23 protein-coding genes are annotated in these 23893 nt (G+C 39.4%); 14 read left to right on the top strand and 9 right to left on the bottom strand.

The genetic code is table 11. The features are described 5' to 3' along the window. Nucleotides 1-351: 351 nt before the first annotated feature. Complete coding sequence (locus ACYVHJ_RS09575; RefSeq protein WP_460514283.1) at nt 352-1035, bottom strand: energy transducer TonB; 684 nt, start codon at nt 1033-1035, stop codon at nt 352-354. Between the two features lie 137 nt (nt 1036-1172). Continuing rightward, nucleotides 1173-2198, bottom strand: a complete 1026-nt coding sequence (locus ACYVHJ_RS09570) for an ABC transporter ATP-binding protein (RefSeq protein WP_460514282.1) — start codon at nt 2196-2198, stop codon at nt 1173-1175. Nucleotides 2199-2471: 273 nt separating this feature from the next. On the opposite strand from ACYVHJ_RS09570, the gene ACYVHJ_RS09565 reads away from it, so the two are divergent. The 5 genes from ACYVHJ_RS09565 to hemH all read left to right on the top strand — a co-directional run bounded on the left by ACYVHJ_RS09565 (nt 2472) and on the right by hemH (nt 9223). Then, a complete protein-coding gene (locus tag ACYVHJ_RS09565; protein ID WP_460514281.1) occupies nt 2472-3407 on the top strand; it encodes a hydrogen peroxide-inducible genes activator in 936 nt (311 codons plus the stop codon). A gap of 169 nt (nt 3408-3576) precedes the next feature. Further along, nucleotides 3577-4971 (top strand): dipeptidase, encoded by a 1395-nt coding sequence (locus ACYVHJ_RS09560; protein ID WP_339902411.1) that lies wholly within the window; start codon nt 3577-3579, stop codon nt 4969-4971. A 91-nt stretch (nt 4972-5062) separates the two neighbouring features. Next, entirely contained in the window at nt 5063-7036 is a 1974-nt protein-coding gene (locus ACYVHJ_RS09555; RefSeq protein ID WP_460514280.1) for a protein-disulfide reductase DsbD family protein, read from the top strand. Nucleotides 7037-7242: 206 nt separating this feature from the next. After that, a complete protein-coding gene (locus tag ACYVHJ_RS09550) occupies nt 7243-7863 on the top strand; it encodes an HPP family protein (protein ID WP_460514279.1) in 621 nt (206 codons plus the stop codon). 325 nt (nt 7864-8188) lie between these two features. After that, nucleotides 8189-9223: a ferrochelatase gene (gene hemH / locus ACYVHJ_RS09545; RefSeq protein WP_460514278.1), complete on the top strand. Its 1035-nt coding sequence runs from the start codon at nt 8189-8191 to the stop codon at nt 9221-9223. Nucleotides 9224-9244: 21 nt separating this feature from the next. Here the strand turns inward: hemH and ACYVHJ_RS09540 are convergent, their stop codons facing one another. After that, the gene (locus ACYVHJ_RS09540) at nt 9245-9811 is read right to left on the bottom strand and encodes an HD domain-containing protein (protein WP_460514277.1); all 567 of its coding nucleotides are present in this window, start codon (nt 9809-9811) and stop codon (nt 9245-9247) included. A gap of 163 nt (nt 9812-9974) precedes the next feature. Between ACYVHJ_RS09540 and ACYVHJ_RS09535 the strand changes: the two genes are divergently transcribed. Beyond that, nucleotides 9975-10700, top strand: coding sequence for an HAD-IA family hydrolase (locus tag ACYVHJ_RS09535; protein WP_339902416.1), 726 nt, complete (start codon nt 9975-9977; stop codon nt 10698-10700). A 50-nt stretch (nt 10701-10750) separates the two neighbouring features. Continuing rightward, on the top strand, nt 10751-12043 hold the full coding sequence (locus ACYVHJ_RS09530) for a DUF5690 family protein (RefSeq protein WP_460514276.1): 1293 nt from the start codon (nt 10751-10753) through the stop codon (nt 12041-12043). Between the two features lie 8 nt (nt 12044-12051). On the opposite strand, the gene ACYVHJ_RS09525 is transcribed toward ACYVHJ_RS09530, so the two are convergent. Together ACYVHJ_RS09525 and ACYVHJ_RS09520 are read right to left on the bottom strand one after the other, a co-directional pair. After that, entirely contained in the window at nt 12052-12252 is a 201-nt protein-coding gene (locus ACYVHJ_RS09525; RefSeq protein WP_339902418.1) for a hypothetical protein, read from the bottom strand. Next, nucleotides 12249-12854 (bottom strand): methyltransferase family protein, encoded by a 606-nt coding sequence (locus ACYVHJ_RS09520; RefSeq protein ID WP_460514275.1) that lies wholly within the window; start codon nt 12852-12854, stop codon nt 12249-12251. Before ACYVHJ_RS09520 ends, ACYVHJ_RS09525 begins: the two co-directional genes overlap by 4 nt. Before the next feature lie 14 nt (nt 12855-12868). Here ACYVHJ_RS09520 and deoC point away from each other — a divergent pair, with 14 nt between their 5' ends. Next, nucleotides 12869-13534, top strand: coding sequence for a deoxyribose-phosphate aldolase (gene deoC / locus ACYVHJ_RS09515; RefSeq protein WP_339902420.1), 666 nt, complete (start codon nt 12869-12871; stop codon nt 13532-13534). Here the strand turns inward: deoC and ACYVHJ_RS09510 are convergent. After that, nucleotides 13500-14702 (bottom strand): Na/Pi cotransporter family protein, encoded by a 1203-nt coding sequence (locus ACYVHJ_RS09510; RefSeq protein WP_460514274.1) that lies wholly within the window; start codon nt 14700-14702, stop codon nt 13500-13502. The two genes, deoC and ACYVHJ_RS09510, sit on opposite strands and share 35 nt — an antisense overlap. A gap of 314 nt (nt 14703-15016) precedes the next feature. On the opposite strand from ACYVHJ_RS09510, the gene ACYVHJ_RS09505 reads away from it, so the two are divergent. The 4 genes from ACYVHJ_RS09505 to ACYVHJ_RS09490 all read left to right on the top strand — a co-directional run bounded on the left by ACYVHJ_RS09505 (nt 15017) and on the right by ACYVHJ_RS09490 (nt 19967). Further along, nucleotides 15017-16147 (top strand): hypothetical protein, encoded by a 1131-nt coding sequence (locus tag ACYVHJ_RS09505; RefSeq protein WP_460514273.1) that lies wholly within the window; start codon nt 15017-15019, stop codon nt 16145-16147. Further along, nucleotides 16107-16601 (top strand): nucleoside deaminase, encoded by a 495-nt coding sequence (locus tag ACYVHJ_RS09500; RefSeq protein ID WP_339901788.1) that lies wholly within the window; start codon nt 16107-16109, stop codon nt 16599-16601. Before ACYVHJ_RS09505 ends, ACYVHJ_RS09500 begins: the two co-directional genes overlap by 41 nt. A gap of 117 nt (nt 16602-16718) precedes the next feature. Then, the gene (locus ACYVHJ_RS09495; protein WP_339901789.1) at nt 16719-17324 is read left to right on the top strand and encodes a superoxide dismutase; all 606 of its coding nucleotides are present in this window, start codon (nt 16719-16721) and stop codon (nt 17322-17324) included. Between the two features lie 210 nt (nt 17325-17534). Beyond that, nucleotides 17535-19967, top strand: a complete 2433-nt coding sequence (locus ACYVHJ_RS09490) for a TonB-dependent receptor (RefSeq protein WP_460514271.1) — start codon at nt 17535-17537, stop codon at nt 19965-19967. Nucleotides 19968-20139: 172 nt separating this feature from the next. On the opposite strand, the gene ACYVHJ_RS09485 is transcribed toward ACYVHJ_RS09490, so the two are convergent. The 3 genes from ACYVHJ_RS09485 to xerD all read right to left on the bottom strand — a co-directional run bounded on the left by ACYVHJ_RS09485 (nt 20140) and on the right by xerD (nt 22257). Beyond that, nucleotides 20140-20604 carry a MaoC family dehydratase gene (locus tag ACYVHJ_RS09485; RefSeq protein WP_303613307.1) on the bottom strand — a complete coding sequence of 155 codons (465 nt, stop codon included), beginning with the start codon at nt 20602-20604 and terminating at the stop codon, nt 20140-20142. Nucleotides 20605-20692: 88 nt separating this feature from the next. Beyond that, nucleotides 20693-21175: a Clp protease ClpB gene (locus ACYVHJ_RS09480; RefSeq protein ID WP_460514270.1), complete on the bottom strand. Its 483-nt coding sequence runs from the start codon at nt 21173-21175 to the stop codon at nt 20693-20695. A gap of 179 nt (nt 21176-21354) precedes the next feature. Next, entirely contained in the window at nt 21355-22257 is a 903-nt protein-coding gene (gene xerD / locus ACYVHJ_RS09475) for a site-specific tyrosine recombinase (RefSeq protein ID WP_460514269.1), read from the bottom strand. Nucleotides 22258-22385: 128 nt separating this feature from the next. On the opposite strand from xerD, the gene aroQ reads away from it, so the two are divergent. Further along, nucleotides 22386-22820, top strand: coding sequence for a type II 3-dehydroquinate dehydratase (gene aroQ / locus ACYVHJ_RS09470; RefSeq protein WP_460514268.1), 435 nt, complete (start codon nt 22386-22388; stop codon nt 22818-22820). Beyond that, complete coding sequence (locus tag ACYVHJ_RS09465; protein ID WP_460514267.1) at nt 22820-23881, top strand: aminotransferase class V-fold PLP-dependent enzyme; 1062 nt, start codon at nt 22820-22822, stop codon at nt 23879-23881. The genes aroQ and ACYVHJ_RS09465 overlap by 1 nt, the downstream gene beginning before the upstream one ends. Nucleotides 23882-23893: the final 12 nt, after the last annotated feature.

The raw sequence follows: 23893 nt of genomic DNA, 5'->3' as shown, positions 1-23893 counted from the left end.
ATTTAGATTTAATCTAAGAAAGATTTAAATAAGCGACAAATATAAAAAAACCTCTCAATTGTAACGAAAGAATCGATAAAAAAATCAGGTCCGTAAGCAGCTAAAAAAGAGACCCTTAAAACCATCAGAATTTATTCAGGGGGTAAAAGGTTAAATTATTTTGGTGTTTTTTTGCAATGCCCATCCATCAAACCTTCAAAGGTTTTACTGAAGGACAGACGTAAAGCATAAATTCCCTACCGGAAAAAGCCAGTATTTTCCACAAAGAAACTTTCTCAAAAGTGCGATTGATTGCCATTTATCAAAGTAAAACACAGAAAAAATCGAGAATATTTATTAGGATAAATGGTATTATCCCAGCCGAAAATTAAAATACAAAAGCACCAAACAATCCCTAGCTTCCCCATCTAAAGATAGTGGTATCCAGTCGTTCGGCATAAAAGATACCACCCTTAATGCCTCGGCATCTAAGGCCTTATCTCCGGGCTTGGGAATAAAGGGCCGGACCATTTCCCCTTCTTTGGTAATGGTCACCATCACACCTACTGTGCCGGAAACTCTTTTTGCCCTTGCAGCATGTGGATACTGTACATTATTGGCCAAAAAATACAAAAACTTAGCATCCCCGCCGAGCAATACAGGAATAGCGCCGGTTTCTAATGGTACCAACTCTTGGTCTTTTAAAATATATACCGCCTTAACGGCATTAAAATTTTGCAGGTATTCGAAACTTTTTGTTGTGTAATTGTACTTTTGAATTAAATTATTATCTGTATCAAAAAATTCCCAGCTACCGGACTTATTCCCCTGCCTAAACTGGCCCTTCACCCGGAATCCCAACTTCCCCTTGTACTTCATTTCGGCAGCGCCTTCTTTTACTTGTGAGCCTTTAAGCACATGGTAAGTAAAAACTCTATTTGGATTTTTACTTTTCTCCTTTACTTTTTGAAGTTCTTGAGAGAAAGAGGAATACAATGCGGAACAACATAAGGTAATGGTAATTAAAGATTTTATCCTACTATTGTTCTTATTCATGGTTGAAAGGGCTTATTGAATGACTCAAAGTTACAATATTCTTTTAATTTACTAACCTTTTAGGAGTTCAATTTTTCAGCAAATAGTGCCTTGCAAAAAACAGCTTTTTATACCTATAAAATTATATGGCCAATATTTTAAAAAGCATCTTCCACCTTAAAAGACCTGAGGGTAAAAAACACATTGCTCCCAATGGTAAAAACCTTATTGGGTGATGATTTTACCAAAATTGATTTACCCAAATCATCTTCTAATGCTACCAGTTGGTGATCACCGTAGAAGGAACATTGCCTCACTGTTCCTATCAGGGCCTGTCTTAAGCCTTTTTTCACTTTGATCTCTTCGGGTCTAAAATTAATTTTCACCTTGTTATTAAAAACCTTGGAGCGCTCGTCATCTATAAACCCAAATGAAGTATAAAAACCATCATCTGTAGCCGTAGCTAGTATTTCATTTCTTTTTCCAAAGAAATTGGCTACATAAGAATTTAATGGCCGTTGATAAATATTTTGTGGGGTATCAATTTGTTGTAAATAGCCTTTATGAAACACAGCCAAGCGATCTGAAATAGCCATGGCTACAGCGCTATCACCTGTTTCCACCAAGACCGACATGCCGGCTTTTTTCAAACATTGCCTGGATTCTGCTATTAGGTCGTGCTTGTACATCGCCCTCAGCTGACTGAAAGGGGCTGACAAAACCAAAAGCTGGGGCTGGGGAGCCATGGCCCTGGCTAATGCAGTCCGGAACCGGTCTTCTACGGTTACCTCTTCGGCATATTTATCTGAAAGATTATCCAGACCTAGCCATTTCAAACAAGCCAAGGCCTTCTGCTCAACTTCCTGTTTTGAACCTTTTAAACCAAATTTTACATTTTCTAAAATGGTGAGATTTGGAAATAGGGCAAAGTCCTGAAAAACCACTCCAATTTTAGGCCTTTTAATCGTAAGTTTACCTAGGTTTGGGCCTGAAAAAAACAATTTACCACTGTCAAAATTTTCTAGGCCCAGTATACCTCGGATAAGGGTGGACACGCCTGAGTCTTGATCCCCTGACAGGGCCAAAATCTCTCCTTTTTCCAATTCAAAAGAAATATTTGATAAAGTAGCCGTCTTATCTTTGGCATTTAATTTTTGAATACTTTCCAGCTTTAGTAGGTGCATTGAAAACTTATGATCTCTTAAATCTTACACATTAATTTTGGATAAAATTCTGAGCCTTGGGCAACAAGATTTTTGCTAAACCGCTATATTTTCTCCTATTATGCACAGAATTGGTTACCAAAATTCAAAGTTAAGCCAATTTCTTGTGATAAGACTGAGAAGCGCTCAAAGGAATTGAATCTAAATATTTAGAACCGGAAATAGGATTAAATGCCGGTTTTATTTGGCCCAAAGCGGTAGAATTTCGTTAATTCATTACCCTAAACGAACATTATGACAATACAGCAACTGGAATATATATTGGCCGTAGAAAAATTCAGGCATTTTGGCCAGGCGGCTGATGCTTGTTTTGTTACGCAACCTACCCTAAGTGCTCAAATAAGCAAATTGGAAAGAGAGTTGGACATCCTCTTGTTTGACAGGTCTAAAATGCCGGTGATCCCTACTGAGCTTGGAGAAAAAGTTATCTTACAAGCCAAGCGAGTGGTCCTGGAAAGCAAAGGTATCTTGGAACTGGTGGCAGAAATGAAAGGGGAAATCGGGGGAACCATAAAAGTTGGTATTATTCCTACCCTTGCCCCCAACCTATTGCCACTTTTTATAGGGAATTTTATTGAAAAATACCCAAATGTACTAGTAGAAGTTCAGGAGATGGTCACAGAGGAAATCCTTAGCAGGTTAAAAAATGATGAACTTGATTTGGGTTTAGTGGTAAGTCCACTACAAGAAGATGGAATTGTTGAAAAACCTATTTTCTACGAGAAATTTTTTGTGTACCTGTCCAAAGAACATCCCCTTTTAAACCAAAAAGAAATTCCTGTAGGGGATCTTCCGGCAGAGGATTTGTGGGTGTTACAGCAAGGCCACTGTTTTCGGGACCAGGTTCTTAATCTTTGCGACAAAAATGTCTTTCAACGAAAAAATTTCCATTATGAAAGTGGCTCCATTGAGGGCCTTAAAAACATGGTGGACCGGTATACAGGAATTACATTACTTCCTGAACTTGCTACCGAAAACCTGTCCGATGAAGAAAAAACCAGACTCAGACCATTTGCAGGTGATCCTCCCGTGAGAGAGATCAGTCTGATAAGAACGCGTAACTTTTTAAAGCAAAGGTTGGTGAACTTGCTTTTTGAAGAAATCAAGGCTGCCATCCCTCCACACATGCAATCAAACAAGGATGGGCGACTTGTAAATTTTAAATTATAGCGCAAAATCCATTCAAATTGTATTAATTTTGTCGTTTAATTCAATCAATTCAGCGGTCATTCTAAGTGTTTTCTTTACCACTTTAAGAAACTAAATTACACGTATCGCAAAACGAAAAATATTCTGCACACTAGTTACCCTTATTGGGTATAAAACAAAATATAGCACCATGGAACTAAAAAAATACATTGAATCCAATTCCAAAAGATTTTTAGATGAGCTGTTGGATTTACTACGCATCCCCTCAGTTAGTGCTGATCCTGCTTATAAAAAAGAGGTTTTCACTGCTGCGGAATATGTCAAAAGCAGCCTGGAAGCGGCCGGCGTAGACCAAGCTGAAATCTGCAACACAGACGGTTACCCCATCGTTTATGGGGAAAAGATTATTGATCCTGCTGCACCTACAGTATTGGTATACGGACATTATGATGTGCAGCCTGCAGATCCTTTAGAATTGTGGGATTCTCCTCCTTTTGAACCTGTGATCAAGAAAACTGAGAGTCACCCCAATGGAGCTATTTTTGCCAGAGGATCAGCAGATGACAAGGGACAGTTTTACATGCATGTGAAAGCTTTTGAAGCCATGCTTACCAGTGGTCAGCTCAATTGTAACGTTAAGTTTATGATTGAGGGGGAGGAAGAAGTTGGCTCAGAAAACCTGGATGTTTTCGTGCGCAACAATCAAGAAAAGCTGAAAGCAGATGTGGTGTTAATTTCCGACACCTCTATGATTTCCCTGGAACATCCTTCAGTAACCGTTGGCTTGAAAGGCTTGGCATATATGGAAGTAGAAGTTACTGGGCCGAATAAAGATTTGCACAGTGGAACATTCGGTGGAGCGGTGGCCAACCCTATTAATATCCTTTGTAAGATGATCAGCTCTCTTCATGATGAAGACAATCGCATTACCATACCCGGCTTTTATGACAATGTTGAAGAGTACGATGAAGCATATCGCCAACAATTGAACAAAGCTCCTTTTGATGAAGCGGATTATAGGAAAAAATTAGACATTAAAGAAACCTATGGAGAAAAAGGCTACACTACCATAGAAAGGGTGGGCATCAGACCAACCTTAGATGTGAATGGGATTTGGGGTGGATACATAGGTGAAGGAGCCAAGACGGTGCTACCGTCAAAAGCCAATGCAAAGATCTCCATGCGTCTGGTTCCCAACCAGGACCATAAGGCCATAGCCAAGCTTTTTGAAGAACACTTTAAAAGCATTGCTCCTCCTGCAGTAAAGGTTAAGGTTGTGCCACATCATGGTGGACAAGCGGCAGTAATTCCTACAGATTCTATAGGTTATAAAGCGGCCGAAGCTGCCATAGATGAGGCTTTCGGGAAAAAAGCCATCCCAACAAGGGAAGGAGGATCTATACCTATCACTTCATTGTTTCAACAGGTTCTAGGCCTGGACCCAATATTGCTTGGTTTTGGACTGGATACAGATGGCATCCACTCTCCAAATGAGCATTATGGAGTTGACAATTATTTTAAAGGCATAGAAACCATTGCTTTGTTTTTTAAACATTATCACCGCCTTTCAAGTAAAGCTGAATAGATAGGAACAAAAGTAAAAGGTGATAAGGAACTAATCATTAACGTTTTTAATTACTATTGGATGTATCACCAAATAGGGTAAAAAAACGGTAATGAATTTCAATAAGTTAATTTTTATAACCTTAAGCTTCTTTTTCTTGAGCCTTGCATTAAGTGCTCAGGTAATTTCCCCTCCAAAATGGGAAATCCAACTGGACCAAAAAAATCCACAGGTAGGAGATGAGCTTGCCCTTATTTTTAAGGCCGCCATCCCTACCAATTGGTATATTTATTCCAATGAGTTTGACCCCAACCTTGGGCCTTTGCTAACTGAGGTAAAGCTGGAGGAGTCCAAGGGAATAGATCTGGTAGGAGGCTTGGAAGCCATTGGCTCCAAACAAAAATACGATGAGATTTGGGAAGGAGACATCACCTATTTTGAAAAAGAAGGACTGTTCCACCAAAAGCTTATCATAACCGAAGAAAATGCAGTAATTAAAGGCACACTGGAATACCAAATGTGTTCTGACATTACCAATCAGTGCATCAATTACCAAGAGGATATCAATATTACTTTAGGTGATCCAACATCAAGTGAGGGACCTAGTGAAGTTACCCCTGAGGAAATCTCTTTAGAACAACCTAAAGAATCCTTGGTTGGATTTATGCTTATTGCCTTTCTTGCAGGTCTGGCCGCACTATTGACCCCTTGTGTTTTTCCAATGATACCGATGACAGTTACCTTCTTTACAGGAAGAGGTAAAAACAAACTGGAAGGATATAGAAATGCCTTTATTTATGGCTTTTCGATTATTGCTATTTATACCATTGCCGGTACCTTACTTGCAGCCATTCAGGGTCCTGAATTTGCCAATTGGCTGTCAACCCATTGGCTTCCAAACGTATTCTTTTTCGGGGTATTTATTTTCTTTGCATTGGCCTTTTTAGGTTTGTTTGAGATCACTCTTCCCGCCGGATTTGTAAATAAGATGGATGCTCAGGCAGACAAAGGAGGCATGCTGGGTATTTTCTTTATGGCATTTACGCTCGTGCTGGTTTCTTTCTCCTGTACCGGCCCAATCGTAGGTTCAATCTTAATAAGTTCTGCCGGAGGTGCCTTGCTCAAACCCATTTTGGGCATGTTTGCCTTTTCCCTGGCTTTTGCATTGCCCTTTACCTTATTTGCTATTTTCCCCGGCTGGTTAAATTCTCTGCCAAAATCCGGAGGTTGGTTAAATTCAGTAAAAGTGGTTCTGGGCTTTTTAGAACTTGCCTTGGCCTTCAAATTCCTAAGTGTTGCCGATCAGGTTTACCATTGGGGCATTTTAGACAGAGACATCTATTTGGCCATCTGGATAGTAATTTTCACATTGCTGGGCTTGTACCTTCTTGGTAAATTACGGCTTCCGCATGACAGCCCTTTAGATTTTGTCAGTGTGCCGAGGTTAATGTTAGCCATCGCCACATTTGTTTTGGTGGTCTACATGATTCCGGGTATGTGGGGCGCACCACTTAAGGGCCTTAGTGGCTATTTACCTCCCCTTTCGTCCCATGATTTTGACCTGAGTCAAATCAGTCGCCAAAGCTCAGAAAACGAACTAGACGAAATTCCTAAGTACGCCGATTTCCTTCACTTCCCTCACGGCATCCAAGGTTATTTTGACTATGACCAAGCCTTGAGAGCAGCCAAAAGGCAAAACAAACCCTTGTTTATCGATTTTACCGGACACGGTTGTGTCAATTGCCGGGAAATGGAGGCAAGGGTATGGTCAGATTCCAGGGTGCTCAAACGTCTAAAAGAGGATTTTGTAATGGTAGCCCTGTACATTGACGAAAGATATACCTTGCCTGAAGAACAATGGTACACCTCTACCTATGACAATAAGGTCAAAAAAACCATTGGAAAGCAAAATGCAGATTTTCAAATTACACGCTTTAATAACAATGCCCAGCCTTATTACGTCATTTTGGATCATGAGGAAGAGTTGTTGATCAATCCCATCGCTTATGAAACGGATATCCAAAAATTCATAGACTTTCTGGATAAAGCAAGTAAGGAATTTAAGAATAGAAAAGCTTTAAATTAACGAGTTCTATATCTTTTTATGAATGATACTGAAGCCATCCAATTCCCGGATGGCTTTTTTATTGGAGGGCAATAGATAGAATCCCTAGGAGCCATACAAAATTGAAGGACAATTGAGGTAAACTATTTTCTATTTATTTATACCAAACATTGCTACCCATCTAACTATTGGCCAACTTTGCGGGCCAAAAGTCATTCTAGTTAACAGTGAGGAAGATTAAGCAAGGTATTCAAAAGGTCAAATTGATCGCCTATAAGGAAACCAGCCACCAACCCATAGATAACCTTTGGTCATTTTGTGGCGCCTTTATAGGCATTGCTGCTATAGGTATGCTCCAACAATTGTTTTATCATTTTGAAAGAGAAGATCAATTGTTTTTAATCGGTGCATTTGGTGCTTCTTCTGTATTGCTATTCAGTGCCTCCAACAGTCCTTTGGCACAGCCCAGAAACACCTTATTTGGGGGTACCCTTTCTGCATTGGTTGGGGTTTTGACCTATAAGTTGTTTTATTTAGAGGAATTTATTTGGCTTTCTCCTGCATTGTCTGTTGCCTTGGCAATCTTGGTCATGCAGTATACCAAAACTTTGCACCCTCCCGGAGGAGCCATTGCCCTAATTGCCAATATTGGTTCTGAGGAAATAAAGGAAATGGGATTTCTATATGTGCTCAACCCTATTTTCAGCGGCCTGGTGGTTTTGCTTCTTGTCGCTTTATTGTTTAATAATATTTCTAAAAATAGAATATACCCCTATCGGGAAGTGAATATTAGAAAGCTCAGTTACTCTGAGAAACTCTTCAAATGGAAAATAATGCGCCCCGGTTAAGTCCATACGATTGCAAAACATTACTTAGAACCTTAACAAGCAAGGGATAAACTGTAGGCCAACTCAAAATTATGCAGTCCTTGAAATCTATTGAAGACGGATAGTACAATAGGACACGTGCTACCTGTCCTAAGCCTTCTCAGGAAGGGTTGCAATCCCAGGAAAAAGCTTGTTTGAAGATTTAAGGTCTATGGCCTATTTCGGGTTAATTGGCCTGCCTATTCCTTATCTTTGTCTTCCTTTACATGGGCAAAGTTGAATTCTATTGGTATTTTCTAACAATAGCCCGTATTTTTGGTTAGCAAAACGGACAATTAAATAAATCATGAATAAGAGCAAATCCAAAACAGGCATTTTGTTGGTCAATTTGGGAACCCCTGATAGCCCAGAAACGGGAGATGTAAGGAAGTACCTCAGAGAGTTTTTGATGGATGGAAGGGTTTTGGATATCCCTTTTCTATCAAGGTGGATGCTGGTCAATTTTATTATTGCACCTTTCAGGTCTCCAAAATCTGCCAAAGAATACCGCAAACTATGGACAGAAAGAGGCTCCCCCTTATTATTCCATACTGAGGACTTAAGGGACAAGTTGGTTCCATTGCTTGATCAGGAAAAATACCAGGTTGAAATTGCCATGAGGTACCAAAGCCCAAGCATTGCCGATGGCTTGAAAGCCTTAAATAAAGCCAATGTAAAAGAAATTGTGGTTTTGCCTCTTTTCCCTCAATATGCCTCTGCCAGTAATGGTTCTGTCATAGACAAGGTAATGGAGCTTGCCAGAGAGTGGCAAATAATTCCAAGCATCCGCTTTATAAGTAATTTTGTGGAACATCCTTTGTTTCTTGAAGCCTGGGCTGAGTTGGGCAAAAAGCAAATGGCTGAGGGCGATTATGACCGTTACTTGTTTTCATATCATGGCCTGCCCGAAAGACAAATTTTAAAAGGTTCGGTAGACGGCTATTGCCAGCTGAATGGAAAATGCTGTGCAAGCTACCATAAGAAAAACAGGTATTGTTACCGTGCTCAAAGCTTCCATACCACCCGTTTGATTTCAGAAAAACTTCAACTACCAAAAGAGAAGGTGCTTACCTCTTTTCAATCCAGGCTTGGTAAAGACCCTTGGATCAAACCTTATACGGATGACCTTATCAAAGAAATGGCGGCAGATGGAGTAAAGAAGGTGATGGTCTTTTCTCCTGCCTTTGTGGCCGACTGTCTGGAAACCACTGTGGAGGTAGGAGAAGAATACAAAGATCTCTTTATCGAGCTAGGTGGTGAAAAATGGGACCTGGTACCAAGTTTAAACTCAGAAGACACCTGGGTTCAATGTGTTAAGGACCTTGTCACCACAGAAAAATAATGCCCTTTGGCCTTGGAATGATTAAGACAATAATTCCAGGGCCATTTTTTTATAGGCATCAAGCTTTGGAATCGGAATCCCAGTTTCCTTGGCCCTTTCATCCCATTCCCTCATTTTCAAAATTAGCTTGTGCTCAGGATCTGCCTCAAATTCTCTGGCCTCCTCAGCCGTCATTACTCCCCCTTGAAAGTTTAAGGTTTGCTTACTTGCCTCAGACAATTTCTGAAAGTAAACGGGGTTTTTAAAAGTAAGGTACCTTTTGGCCTCCACATGACTTTCCACCAATCTGGCCACTTTTTCAGGAAAACCTAACTTTCGCAGGTAATCTGCACCAAGTTTTTCATGATCCATTACGCCATACCCATCCATCTGTTCCAACTCCTCTCTTTGGGAAAACAAATGTCCCAAATCGTGAAAGAATGCTGCTAAGATCACCTCATTCCCATAGCCCTCCTCCTCTGCCATTTGAGCGGCTTGGCTCATGTGTTCTATTTGAGAAACAGGCTCCCCAATATAATCTGCATTTCCATAGGATTCATACAGGGAAAAAACTTCATTGATTTTGCTTTCGGTGGAAGGATCTGTCATGGTCGTATTGTTTTATGCTGAAATTAAAAACATTCTTTTATTTCGACAATTTTGAATGAAAAAAAAATTAACCATTAGTAATGCCCGCTTTTATTAGGTTACCGATATTTTTGATTATTTTAAGACATTGAAGTTTTATAGGAGACCATAAAATGCTTGAATCATGAATACCCCTATCAAGTTGGCTGTTTTTGATATGGCCGGAACCACAATTAATAACAATGCAGTGGTTCCCCAGCTATTATTGAAGGCATTTTCATCCAATGGTTTCGATCAACTTAACCTGGACTTGGTAGACGAAAAAACAGGTTATGCCATTCCTGAAGCAATCCGGCAAATACTCTCTGCTCATCCAACCTATTATAAAGAATATACTGAATCAAAGGCTGGTAAAATTTATGAAGTTTTCAAGCGTGAAATAAAACAGCATTATAAGGCCAATCCGGATATTTCCCAAATTGAAGATGCAATGGAGGTTTTTGAAGCCTTGCAGCAGCTGGGAATAAAAATAGGCCTCAATACCAATTTAGATAGGGATACAGCAAATCTCCTTTTAAAGGGCGTAGGCTGGGAAAACCATCCGCTTATAGACATAACAGTATGCAGTGATGAAGTGGCCCAAGGCCGTCCTTATCCGGACATGATTTTACAAATGATGGCAGCCTTAGGAATCGGCAGTCCCTCAGAAATAATAAAAATAGGCGATACCATAGTGGACATATTGGAAGGTCAACAATCCGGATGTATGATGAGTATTGGTATCACCAGCCCAAGGTACAATTATGATAGATTAATGCGTGCCCAACCTACCCATATTGTCAATGCGCTCTATGAAATCATACCACTTGTAACCCGTGTATTCACAAAAATTCCTGAAGAAAATAAATGATTCATTTCCCCTCACTTTCTAAAAGGTTATCTGTAGCAAACCCCATACTAATGAGCACCTTTGTGGCACTCATGGCATTTCTGACCTATAGCAGTATGTATGCTTTTCGAAAACCTTTTGCTGCAGCCACCTTTTCCGGTGAAGAATGGTGGGGAATAGATATCAAAGTATGGCTAATCCTAATGCAAACCATTGGGTACATGGCCAGCAAGTTTTATGGAATCAAACTGATCTCTGAGTTGAGCGGCAAAAAAAGAGGGCTATTGATCCTATCATTGGTAGGCTTTGCCTGGTTATCTCTGCTGGGTTTCGCACTTCTTCCTGCGCCCTTTAACATCCTTTGCTTTCTATTAAACGGTTTTCCACTAGGCCTGATTTGGGGATTGATTTTTCATTACCTGGAAGGCAGAAGATTTACGGAAATGATGGGCAGCATATTGGCCATCAGTTTTGTTTTTTCATCCGGTTTTGTAAAATCCATCGGCAGGTATTTATTGGTTGATTGGGCCATAGACCCTTACTGGATGCCATTTATCACGGGCGCTTTATTTATCCCATTCCTAATCATGGCAGTATTTTTCTTGGACCACACCCCTCCACCAAATGAGGGAGATGTGACCTTAAAGACCCAGCGAAAGTCCATGAATAAATCTGAACGGAAGGCATTCTTTCAGAAATTCAGTTTCGGCATTGTGCTACTTGTTTTGGTATACATGGCCCTGACAGCCTTTAGAGACATTAGAGATAATTTCGTGGTGGAAATATGGAAGGAGCTAAAAGTGGGACTGGCTCCGGAACTCCTTACCCAAACAGAAATCCCTATCACCCTGCTGCTTTTGTTAATGATGGGCTTGCTCGTATTGGTGAAGAACAACTTCAAGGCCCTATTTCTTTACCACCTGATCATAATTTCAGGTTTGATGCTCGCTGTAATATCAACCTTTCTGCTTCAAAACGGAATGATGAACCCCTTTTATTGGACCGTAGCTACTGGCACCGGTATTTATATGGCCTATATACCATTCAATTGTCTCTTATTCGACCGCTTATTGGCAGCTTTCAAATATGTTGGAAATGTTGGCTTCCTGATGTATTTGGTGGACAGCTTTGGCTATCTGGGATCTTGTGGTATCCTCATATTCAAACAGTTTGGAGACTGGGAGGCAATGAGTTGGTTTACCTTTTATTCAGAAGGACTGATGTTTGTAATGACATTTTGTGCCTTGGTCATGCTTGTCAATGGCTTTTACTTTTATAAAAAATTGAAGCAAAATGCATCCTTCGATCCGCTAGATTTGCCTATAGATAAGCCGGCGGTTCAAACTATTCCGATCAAAAAATAAATAAATCTCTATTTTTTGATGCTATTAATTCGTCTTTTAAACAAATACCAATAGCCAATCGGGAAAATAAGGGCCTTTAGCCGCCATTCATTTTTCTCATGGAAAGACAGCTTATCGGTTTTGCTTATCTGTCGATAAAAAAAACTGGCCATGACCAAATGACCCAATACCACAATCAACAATACACTATAAAATATCAGCTCATTCATTTTTTAAATCGGGGAAGAATTGGTGGAACATTTCTTTGGTAATCAACATAGACTTCACCATAAATTGCTATTAATTTTTTCTCCTCAAAATAAATTCCCGGAGGTAAATAAAGTAATAAAGCCAATAAATGAATCAATGAAGCCAAATTAGGAACATAAAGGAAATAACCTAAGAAAATTAAAATCAAGGCTAAATACAGTGGATGTCGAACATAACTGTACCAGCCATTCACAATCAGCTCATCCTTTTCTCTTAAGTCATCATGGGGAAGCCAGCCAATGAATCTGCCTGCGGAAATTTCTTTCATACTTTTGACGGCAATTATGGTACCTAGGGTAGCCAACATATAGCCGAAATAGGTGCTGCCATCTGAAGGCATAAAAACCCAATTCGGTTCTATACTTCCTGCATAAACAAACAGCCCTAAAAAAAAGATGGCAGCGAGCAGGCTATAGAATAGTCGGTACCATTTATATTGGGCACCCATCCAAAGCCTGAATTTTCTTTTTATATTGAGACTTGCCAGAAGGGTGTGGCTCGCATAAAACACAATCCATCCTAAAGCTAAAGTTATATATTCCATAAAGTTTCGAATATCCATATTTTGACTGACTAATGAAAAATTTAAACCGATATATTGAACATACTGCTTTGCATCCAGGAGTGGATGAGCAAGCAATCCAAACTGTATTAGACCAAGCGAAAAAATATGCTTTCAGAGGCGTATGCATTCCTCCTTTTTGGGTAAAAAAAGCCAAAAGGGAGCTATCAACTTTTGATATACAATTGGTAACCGTAGTGGGTTTTCCGTTGGGTTATTCTATGACACAAACCAAAGTCTTTGAAACCAGGCAAGCCATCAAAGATGGGGCAGATGAATTGGATGTGGTATGGTCAATTACCGGATTTAAGTCCCGTATGAACTGGCCAAAGATTGAACTGGCCAAACTGGCCAATATTTGTCATGAGGAAGAGAAATTGCTCAAAGTAATCATCGAAACAGCCTTACTTCAAGAAGAAGAATTATTGGAAGCTTGCCATATTTGTACAGATGCAGGCGTGGATTTTGTCAAAACATCCACTGGATTTGCCGACAAAGGAGCTCAGATAGCAACCATCCAACGCATGAGAGAAATCCTACCTAGTCAAGTAGGAATCAAAGCAAGCGGAGGCATCAAAACGCTAGATCAAGCAGAGGCGATGATAGCTGCCGGCGCAGATAGAATTGGCACCAGCAGTGGCCACCTTATAATGGAGGCTTGGCAGGATAAAAATCCGTAACCATCCTTACCTGCTCTCTTTTTTCACTTGTTGCTTTATCTGCTGTAGGCTTATCTTCTACTTGATTAAAATAAATAAGGAAAAAGGGAATGATAAAAAAGGTAAGTAAAATATAAGCAAAACCTATGGTTTTATTAAGGGAAGTTTGTTTACCAAACTTTTTGGCCAGCCTAACAGGAATTTCCCTTAACCTAGGAAAAGGAAGAAAAATCAGGTTACCAACCAAGTTAAATAGCACATGCACGATGGCTACGCTTATGGCGGCTTCCGTTTTATACAAGGCAGCAATTACTGCTGTAATCGTGGTTCCTAGATTTGCACCCATAATAAATGGAAAAACCTTTCTTAAGGCAACTTTTCCTGTAGCAACAGCAGTAACCATTAGAGAAGTAGTCACTGTACTTGATTGAACAGCCGCTGTAAAAAAGGCTCCATAGGCAAAAGACCTAAAAGGGTAATTAAAAATATGTTTTTTGATTTTTTTGAAATTGGGAGTGATCAATGATTTGTAGGCAAGGGAAGAAAGGATTTTAATGGATCCAATCATCAGTAGAATACCTGCAACCAATGCCAACAATGGCCAGACTAAAAAAGAATAAAATTCATAACTTAGGGGTCTAAGGAAAAAGCCATTCAGCCCTATACCTTCCATACTGGCCTTTTCTTCCCACACAAACCAATGGGTAAGCCAAGCAGCCATATGACTAAGAACCCCAAAATACACCTCTAATGGAAGCAAAATAATAACCGTGATAATATTAAAGATATCATGTAATACGCCTGCAGACAGGGCTTTTCTAAAGGTTTTTCTTTTCAGCACGTAGCCAAAGGCAACCAAGGTACTGGTTAAGGTAGTACCGATATTGGCCCCCATGATTACCGGAACTGCCTGAGCAAGGCTAAGATTTCCGGAAGCCACCAATACTACAACCATGGCGGATATGGTGGAACTGGACTGGATCAAGGCAGTAGTAAGCAAGCCAATAAAAAGCCCTACAAAAGGATTACTTGTGGCGGTGAATAAGGCATTGGCAGCCTCATTGTTTAATTCAGTCAATGAAAAGGTCAAAAAATCAATGGAAAACATGAAAATCAGTAAGCCCACAATTATAGTGGCTACTGTAATCAGGTTTTTCATGAAAGAATTGGCTTCAAACGCTTGTGTCATTCAGTAGTGGCTGTAGATTTTGCAAAGAATATAATTGCAAAATACGGATAGAGTAAAGAGAATTACACGCTTTTTAAGTAAAACTTCTGTTAATATTGGAAAACAATAACTTAGCGTAAAATAATCTATTAAAAATACGTCTTCTAGCTCAATAGGAAATAAAATATTTATATTTTTGAAAAAATACTTTTCTTCAATTTCCTATACAGGGTTCAACTTTACCATAAATTAATTCGGGACTTAACAATTCGGTAACATAATCCTTAATATTTCTTGTTTAATTTGCACCCGTATTTCAAAGCCGACAACTGATTATGGCCAAACTTAAAGATCAAAACATTAACCAGGACGCACTATCAAAGGCGGCCTATTCCCTTTTTGATTTCACAAAAAAGGAAAAATCATTCCTTTTGATCATCTGCATTTTGGTATCCATTGCGGGAATCATCACTCCTTATACGTATGCTGCCATGTGGTTTGGATTTGCTTTGGCGGCTTATTCTGCAATTGCCAATGACAGTATCCAAACCATCGGAACATTTATAGCCTCCAATCAGAAACAGAAATGGTATTTCTTATGGTTGTTTATGGGTTTAATATTTGTTGGTACAGTCACTTTTAGCTGGTTTTACTATAATGGAGATGTAAGTTATCAACGTTTAAGGGTAGATGGTCTCGACAAAGCCCCTGAAAGTTTTGTGTTTCTTCAAATCGCAGCTCCCATTGTTTTATTGGTGATGACGCGTTTAAGAATGCCGGTTTCCACCACATTCCTTTTGCTTAACGTATTTACCTATAAGGCAGGCACCATTATAGGTGTGATGCAAAAAAGCTTTATTGGTTATTTCGTAGCCTTTTTCTTGGCCATTATGGTTTGGTATGTATTGGAAAAGTTTGTAAACAACTACCTAAAAGGAAAACCGGGCAAATTTTGGTATCCCTTACAATGGGTTACCTCCGGAAGTCTCTGGGCCGTATGGATCATGCAAGATGCAGCGAATATTGCCGTATTCCTCCCAAGAGAGTTAAATGCCTGGGAATTTTCTGCCTACACAGGTTTTGTGTTTTTAGGGCTGGGTGTGCTTTTTTATATGAAAGGAGACAAGATTCAAGGCATTGTCAATGAAAAAACCAGAGTTACGGATGTCCGGGCAGCCACCATTGTAGATTTTGTTTATGCCATCATACTTTTTTACTTCAAAGCTTACAGTCAGATGCCAATGAGTACCACCTGGGTATTTATAGGTCTGCTGGGAGGTCGGGAATTGTCCATTGCCTTGGCAAAGTCTAAAAAGCTTAAAAAGCGTAAAGCAAGATTGGTAAGGGCTTACCGAATGGCCTCCAATGACCTTATAAAGGCAGGCATCGGTTTAATTGTTTCGCTTCTTTTAGCCTTAATTATTAATGAAGGCATCAGAGAAGAAGTATTCGGTTATATTTTTTAAAGCGGTAGCATTGGAAATCTTCACAGACGAGTACTGGATGAACGAGGCCTTGAAGCAGGCAAAAATGGCTTCGGAGGAGGGAGAAATTCCCGTTGGAGCAGTAATTGTGGTGAATAACCGAGCCATTGCCAAAGCCTATAATCAATCTGAAAAACTAACGGATGTCACAGCCCATGCAGAAATATTGGCCATTACTGCAGCCTCAAATGCCCTAGGTGCCAAATACCTGCCCGAATGTAAGTTATACGTAACATTGGAACCCTGTATCATGTGTGCAGGCGCCTGCTTCTGGGCACAATTGGGGGAGTTGCATTATGCGGCCTCAGACCCAAAAAGAGGGTATTCCAAAACTGATCCTGCCATAATCCATCCAAAAACCAAGGTTTTTCAAGGCCCATTTCAAGAAGAATCCAAAGAATTAATCCAAACTTTTTTTAAAAATCTAAGAAATTAAAGATTCAAAGGAATAATAGAACCATTTTTGGAGATTGATGGTTTATACGTTAGGTTTTTAATAAGACGAACCTACAACCATCAACAAAAACATTGTATAACCTAAAAAAGAAAAAAAATGGCTTTTGAACTTCCAAGTTTACCTTACGAAAAGAATGCATTAGAACCGAATATTGATGCCAAAACCATGGAAATTCACCATGGCAAACATCATAACGCTTATGTAACCAAATTAAACGACGCGATCAAAGGCACTGACCTTGAATCTAAAAGCATAGAAGAGCTGATGGAAAATGTTTCTGCTGCTCCTGCAGGGGTAAGAAACAATGGAGGTGGACACTATAACCACTCACTTTTTTGGACCATCCTTTCTCCAAATGGAGGTGGCGCACCTACAGGTGACTTGGCCGCTGCAATCGATGCAAAATTTGGTTCTTTTGAAAAATTTAAAGAAGAATTTGCAAATGCTGCTGCTACCAGATTTGGTTCAGGTTGGGCATGGTTAAGTGTAAGCAACGGTGAATTGGTCGTTAGCTCTACTCCTAATCAAGACAACCCGGTAATGGACATTGCTGAAACCAAAGGAACGCCAATTCTAGGATTGGATGTTTGGGAACACGCCTATTACCTGAATTACCAAAACAGGAGACCTGATTATATTTCAGCTTTTTGGAATGTTGTCAATTGGGACGAGGTAGCTAAAAGATATGCTGCAGCTAAATAATAATAGTTATTAAAGATTTGATTAAGCCTCCTTTGCTTTGCATTGGAGGCTTTTTTGTATCCAAACCGAACATAAAAAGTGTTCGATTTTGGTACAACCCCTCACCACTAAACATCTATAAAACAGGCTTAGATAGGCTTTAAAGCAATTTTTTCGGTTTTGGCACCTTTTTCCCTTTGAATTGGACTGAACAATTCAAGAACTGAAACCATGTACTTTACCAAATTAATTTTTACTACCTCACTTTTCTTCTTTCTCGGCTTAAGCCATCTTGCCGCCCAACAAGCGCCCGTAAATAAAGTCATTGGGTTGGTAATGGATAGCGAAGAACAGCCGATACCTTTTGCCAATGTGATATTGCTCGGTTCGGATAGCCAAGAACTTATTACCGGTACCATCTCCAATGAAGCAGGAGAGTTTGTGATTCAGTCTGTTAGAAACAATAAACTCAAGCTTAAAATTTCTACCCTGGGGCATAAAGATTTTTTAAGTGAAGAATTCCAAATTGAAGGAGAGACAAAAAATTTCGGCAAGATAAAATTGAAGGCCGATATGGGATCCCTCGATGAAGTAGAGGTCCGCGCAGCACGACCCAATGTATTGATTCAGGCAGACAAAACCGTGGTGAATATTGAAGGGACAGCCATGGCCGAAGGAAACAATGCCCTGGATGTGGTGGGTCGCTCTCCGGGAGTCTATGTAGATGCCGATGGCAATATCAACCTTAATGGAAAATCAGGTGTCATGGTACTTTTGGATGACAGGCAAACCTATATGTCTGCCAAGGATTTAGCAGATTTTTTACGAGCCATGCCGGCAGACAATATCCAAAGTATAGAGGTAATCAATAATCCTCCAGCCAAATACGATGCGGAAGGAGCTGCCGGACTTATCAATTTGGTATTGAAGAAAAACAACTACAACGGTATCAATGGTAACTTACATATTGGCCACCAATACAATGGTATCCATACCCCTTCTTTAGGAGGTACGGTAAACTTTAAGAAAAAGAAATGGACTTCCAATGTAAGTTTAAACTACAACCAATGGGGAAGAAAAATGGAACTGGATCTACTCAGGAGATTCCAAGTGGACAATGGTCTCTCTGTTTTTGACCAGAAAGCCAGAATGAAGCTAATAACCAAAAACTTATTCTTTTCAGGAGGCACAGATTATCAAATCAATGATAAGCATAGCCTGGGAATCAACCTACAGGCCTCCACACAAACTGGAGATGACGGAGGAAATTCTTTTACAACCATAACTAACCCTCAAAGTACAGAGGTCAACTATATCAATGCATTGAATGATACAGAGTTTGAAAACACACGAATATTTGGAAATTTTCACTATATCGGAAAGTTTGACACCTTAGGGACCAAGCTTACTGCTGATTTCGATTATTCCAATATGGATGCAAGTAGCCTTATTTTTCTGTACAATAGCTACTGGATAAATGAGGATAGGACCAATGAAGATCTCAATAGTGTCAAAACTGGCAATGATATGGTCTATTCCATTTATACAGCCAAAACGGACTTTACCAAACCAATGGGTGAAAACAAAAGCTTGGAGCTAGGGCTCAAAGGTAGCTGGGTAAAATCAGACAACCTATTGGACATAACAAAAAGCGAAGCCGAAGGTCCTTATCTTCCAGATGGCAATAGCAATCATTTTATATACAAAGAAAATGTTATGGCCGCTTATGTTTCATACAAAGCTCCTTTGGGAAAGAAACTGGATTACCAAGCAGGACTGAGAGCTGAGTATGCCAATATTGAGGGCAATTCAATCACCTCAAATCAGGTAAATACCCAAGAATACCTCAACTTATTCCCAAGTGTATACCTTCAACACAAACTAAATGACAATTACCAAATCGTGTACAATGTCAATCGACGAATCACAAGGCCTCATTACCGACAACTCAATCCTTTTGTTTTCTATATTGACCCATTAACCACAGAGGAGGGCAACCCAAATCTAAAACCTCAGTACGCCAATAATTTTGAAATGAACCACATTTACAAAGGAGCTTATCAGTTGGCCTTGTCTTTTTCCCAAACTGAAAATGCTTTCGGACAAATACTGGTTCAAGATGATGAAAGCCGTTCCACCCTTATACAAATGCAAAACCTGGACCGCACGCAAAATTTAGGACTTCGGGCAACCATACCGGTGGAATTTGCTCAGTGGTACAGCACCAGTAATATGCTACAATTCAATGGAAATACTTTTCAATCCCAAATAGGAGAAGACCTGCTTGATGTCAAGCAATTTTCATTCATGGCAAGAAGTCAACATAATATCTCCTTACCCAAAGGTTTTAAGCTAGAGTTGGTAGGGATTTATAGAAGTCCGTTTCAGGATGGACAGCTCAAAATTGATGGCATGAGTTGGTTAGATGCTGGGTTAACAAAAACCTTCAAAGACGAGAAATTAAGTCTCACAATTAATGGCTCAGATATCTTCCGAACCATGAAATTTACAGGGGGAATTAATTTTCACAAGATCAATACAGATGTCCGACAATACAACAGCATGCAAAATGTACGCTTTACTGTGCGGTGGAAGTTTAACAAAGGAGAGATGTTCAAGGTATCCCAACGAAGTGGCAGTACTGAAGAAAGAAATAGATTGTAATAAGTAATGATTAGGTTTTTTATAATGGTAAAAGCAACATCCCTTGGATGTTGTTTTTGTTTATACCTAAACCTTATTGCCTATTATTAATTCTATGCCTCCGCTCGGCATTTTCAACAAATCTTTAATCAACCAAAATGAGCTAATGAAGGAGTTAAATCCTTGGTAATACCTACTGAAAATGGTAAAGGAAAATTAATTGTGCAGCCAGTGCAGGCTTTCTCTCACCTTTGATTTCAATTTTTACCTTCATCTCAGTTTTTATGGTCCCTCTGAGGTCACTGATATTGGCCAGGGTAGCGTGCATGCGGATCTCATCATTCACCTTAACAGGGTTGGCAAACCTTAAATTTTCAATGCCGTAATTGACCATCATTTTCAGATTATTCACCTGTACGATCTGATTCCAAAGAAATGGAACCAAAGATAAGGTAAGGTATCCATGTGCAATGGTCCCTCCAAAAGCGCCTTCTGCTTTGGCTTTTTCTGGGTCAGTATGTATCCATTGGTGATCTATGGTAGCATCTGCAAAAAGGTTGATTTGCTCTTGCGTTACCTGATGGTATTCAGACACACCCAACTCTTTTCCTATATAATCCTGAAAGTCTTCAAAGCTATTAATAATCAGTTTACTCATCTTTTTTTTAGGTTTTAAAAAATGAAATTATCAAAACCAAGCGGATAATAAAACAAAAATTTAAAGAAAACTACAATACTGTTGATTCTTAACCAGGTTGACGGTTTCTCTTATTGTAATATAAAAAGCCCAAAACCATGCTGCTAACGAAAAAAATAAGGGTAGTCCATTCATAGGTCCGCTTTTCCTTCAATCCCGATTGAATTTTTTCATCCTTTAGATCCAAGGCCCTTTTAAGCTTTACAATGTCCTCCTCTGCTTTTTGGGCAATAAATTTATAGTCCTCTTTCTCATAACCAATTTCTGTTGTTTCTATCTCCTTCAACATCTCCAACTCTTTGATTATCTGATTGTCCTTATTCAAAATACGAATCAACCATTCATTGGTCGCCGTCATGTCCTTTTTTGTCCGGTTTCCGAATAAGCCCGATTTCTGAGATTCAGAGGCTTGCCACTGCTGATGCAACTGTGCCCTCTCTCCGATTAATTTTTTGAGCCGTTCTTGCCCACTAGCCTCCATGGGCAAAGTTATTAGCCAAATAATAAATCCTAAAAAGTACGTCGCTTTCATTTCAAATCAGAAAATTGATTACAATAATTTCAATCTCTCCAATATTCAAAAAACATGCCTAAAGCAATTTATGGGCTAGCTAATTATTATGGTTGAGAGTTATTGTCCAAAAACTTGGCGTAGCAGGTCGAGTTAAGCATCAACTAGCATAGGTTCTTCATGCCTTTGCTAAATGGATCTCACTTTTTTCTAGGCAAAAATTCATCCAAAACTTGTCGCAAATAATCCCTGTCTAAGTGGGTATATATTTCGGTAGTTGTGATACTTTCATGGCCCAACATTTCCTGAACAGCTCTCAAATCTGCTCCACCTTCCACAAGGTGAGTAGCAAAGCTATGTCTAAAGGTATGGGGACTTACTTTTTTAGGAAGGCCTGCTTTTTCTACCAGCTTCTTTATGATTAAAAATATCATCACTCTACTAAGCTTTTTTCCTCTTCTGTTGAGAAAAACGTAATCTTCATGCCCCTTTGCAATCACCTGATGAGCTCTTATTTCTTTGAGATAGATGCTTAAGTATTTGGTAGCAGATTTGCCAATGGGGACCAGCCGCTCTTTGTTGCCTTTTCCTAAAATTCTTAAAAAACCTATATCATCAAAATATTGACTCAATTTAAGATTAATCAACTCAGAAACCCTTAAGCCACTACTGTAAAGCATTTCCAGCATTGCCCTATTTCTATGCCCTTCCGATTCACCCAAGGGTATCGCTTCAAAAATCTCCTCGATTTCCGCATAACTTAAGGTATCGGGCAGGGTTCGAGTCAACTTTGGAGCCTCTAATAAGTCTGAAGGGTTTTCTTCTATTTTGTCCTCATAGATCATGAACTTAAAGAAGGCTTTGATACCGGAAATTATTCGTGCTTGAGAAAATTCAGAAATAGAAAACTCTCCAAGCAGGTTTACAAATTGCCTCAGGTGATACAATTGAACTTTTTCAGGTGAAACTTCTGGGAAGTTCTTTTCCATAAAATTCGAGAATTTCTGAATATCCTGCCTATAAGCTAAAATAGAATTCTCGCTGAGTGAACGCTCAATTTTTAAGTAATACCCAAAAGCTTTTATTTCCTTTTCCCAAGACATAAAGTAAAATTAATCTAATGATGGTATTTAATTAATAGTTTTATTAAAAACCTATCAATATCTCATCAAGTTGTTTTCCGATTGCTTAACTTTGCTCCTGTTTAGTAGTCAATTAAATCCTCCAAACTTTGAAAATCACAATCATAAACGGACCTAATTTAAATTTATTAGGAAAGCGCGAGCCTGAAATTTATGGCAGCCGCTCATTTGAAGATTATTTTGAGACACTGGTTCAAAAATATCCGGACCTGGAATTGACCTATTACCAAAGCAATGTGGAAGGCGAGCTGGTAAATAAACTGCACGAAGTGGGTTTTGAGAACGACGCAATCTTAATCAATGCAGGTGCCTATACCCATACTTCAGTGGCCATTTCGGATGCCATCGCAGGTATCAATACTCCGGTTGTGGAAATTCACATTTCTAATATCTACAAGAGAGAAACTTTCCGACACAAAAGCATCATTTCTAAAGAATGTGTGGGCATGATCGCTGGATTGGGATTAAAAGGCTATGAACTTGGATTGAATTACTTTATTGATAATCAGAAAGAAAACGCATAATGGCTATACTTACTTTTGCACCGGGTCCATCTAAGGTATACGATAAATTACCGGAATATTTTCAGGAGGCTTACCAACAAGGAATCTTGAGTGCCAATCACCGGAGTGCGGTTTTTATGGATCTATATAAGGATACAGAAAGCCTATTTAAGGAGAAACTGGGTGTACCCGAAGATTATAAATTACTGTTCACTTCCTCAGCCACTGAAAACTGGGAGATCATCACCCAATCCTTGGTTCTACAAGCTTCATTTCATATTTACTCCGGTTCATTTGGAAAGAAATGGTTTGGTTTTGCTCAAAATATTATTCCCGAAACAGGAGCTTTGATTGTAGATAAAAATGAAAGCTTAGAGGTAAATGACTTGGAGATTGGAAATGATTTTGATCTGATTGCCATAACGCAAAACGAAACGTCAAATGCCACTCAGATTACCAATAAAACCATCGCTGCTATTGGCAAAAAATATCCGGACAAAATGCTGGCCATAGATACCACCTCTTCCATGGCCGGAATCTTTTTGGATTTCAACCTAGCAGATATCTGGTATGCTTCTGTACAAAAATGCTTTGGATTGCCAGCAGGTCTGGGAATTTTGATAGTATCTCCTAAGGCCATAGAAAGAGCCAAAGAAAAGGGCGAAAAAGGCAGGTACAATAGCCTCAATTTTATGCTGGACAATGCGGCCAACTACCAGACCCACTATACCCCCAATGTGCTTAATATTTACTTATTAAACAGGGTTTTGGCAGACCTGGCACCTATAGAAAAAGTAAATGAAAAAACCGAAAAGCGGATGCGCATTCTGGAAGAGATAGTAGAGAAATCTCCGGCTTTGGATTTCTTGGTAAGCAATGAGGCCACCAGAAGTCGGACAGTTTTGGGTGTAGGTGGTGAAGAAAGCTTTATTAAACAAATAAAAGCTGAAGCTGAGGAGCAGGGAATGCAAATGGGCAGTGGATATGGCCCTTTAAAGCCTACCAGCTTTAGAATTGCCAATTTCCCTGCATTGAACGACAATGAGTTTGAAAAACTGATAGCCTTCCTCAAGGCCTATTAAAATGGATCTGTG

This window comes from Cyclobacterium sediminis (genome assembly GCF_054781075.1).
Note: the sequence above shows the minus strand (reverse complement) of the source record. Positions and strands in the feature narration are given on the sequence as shown.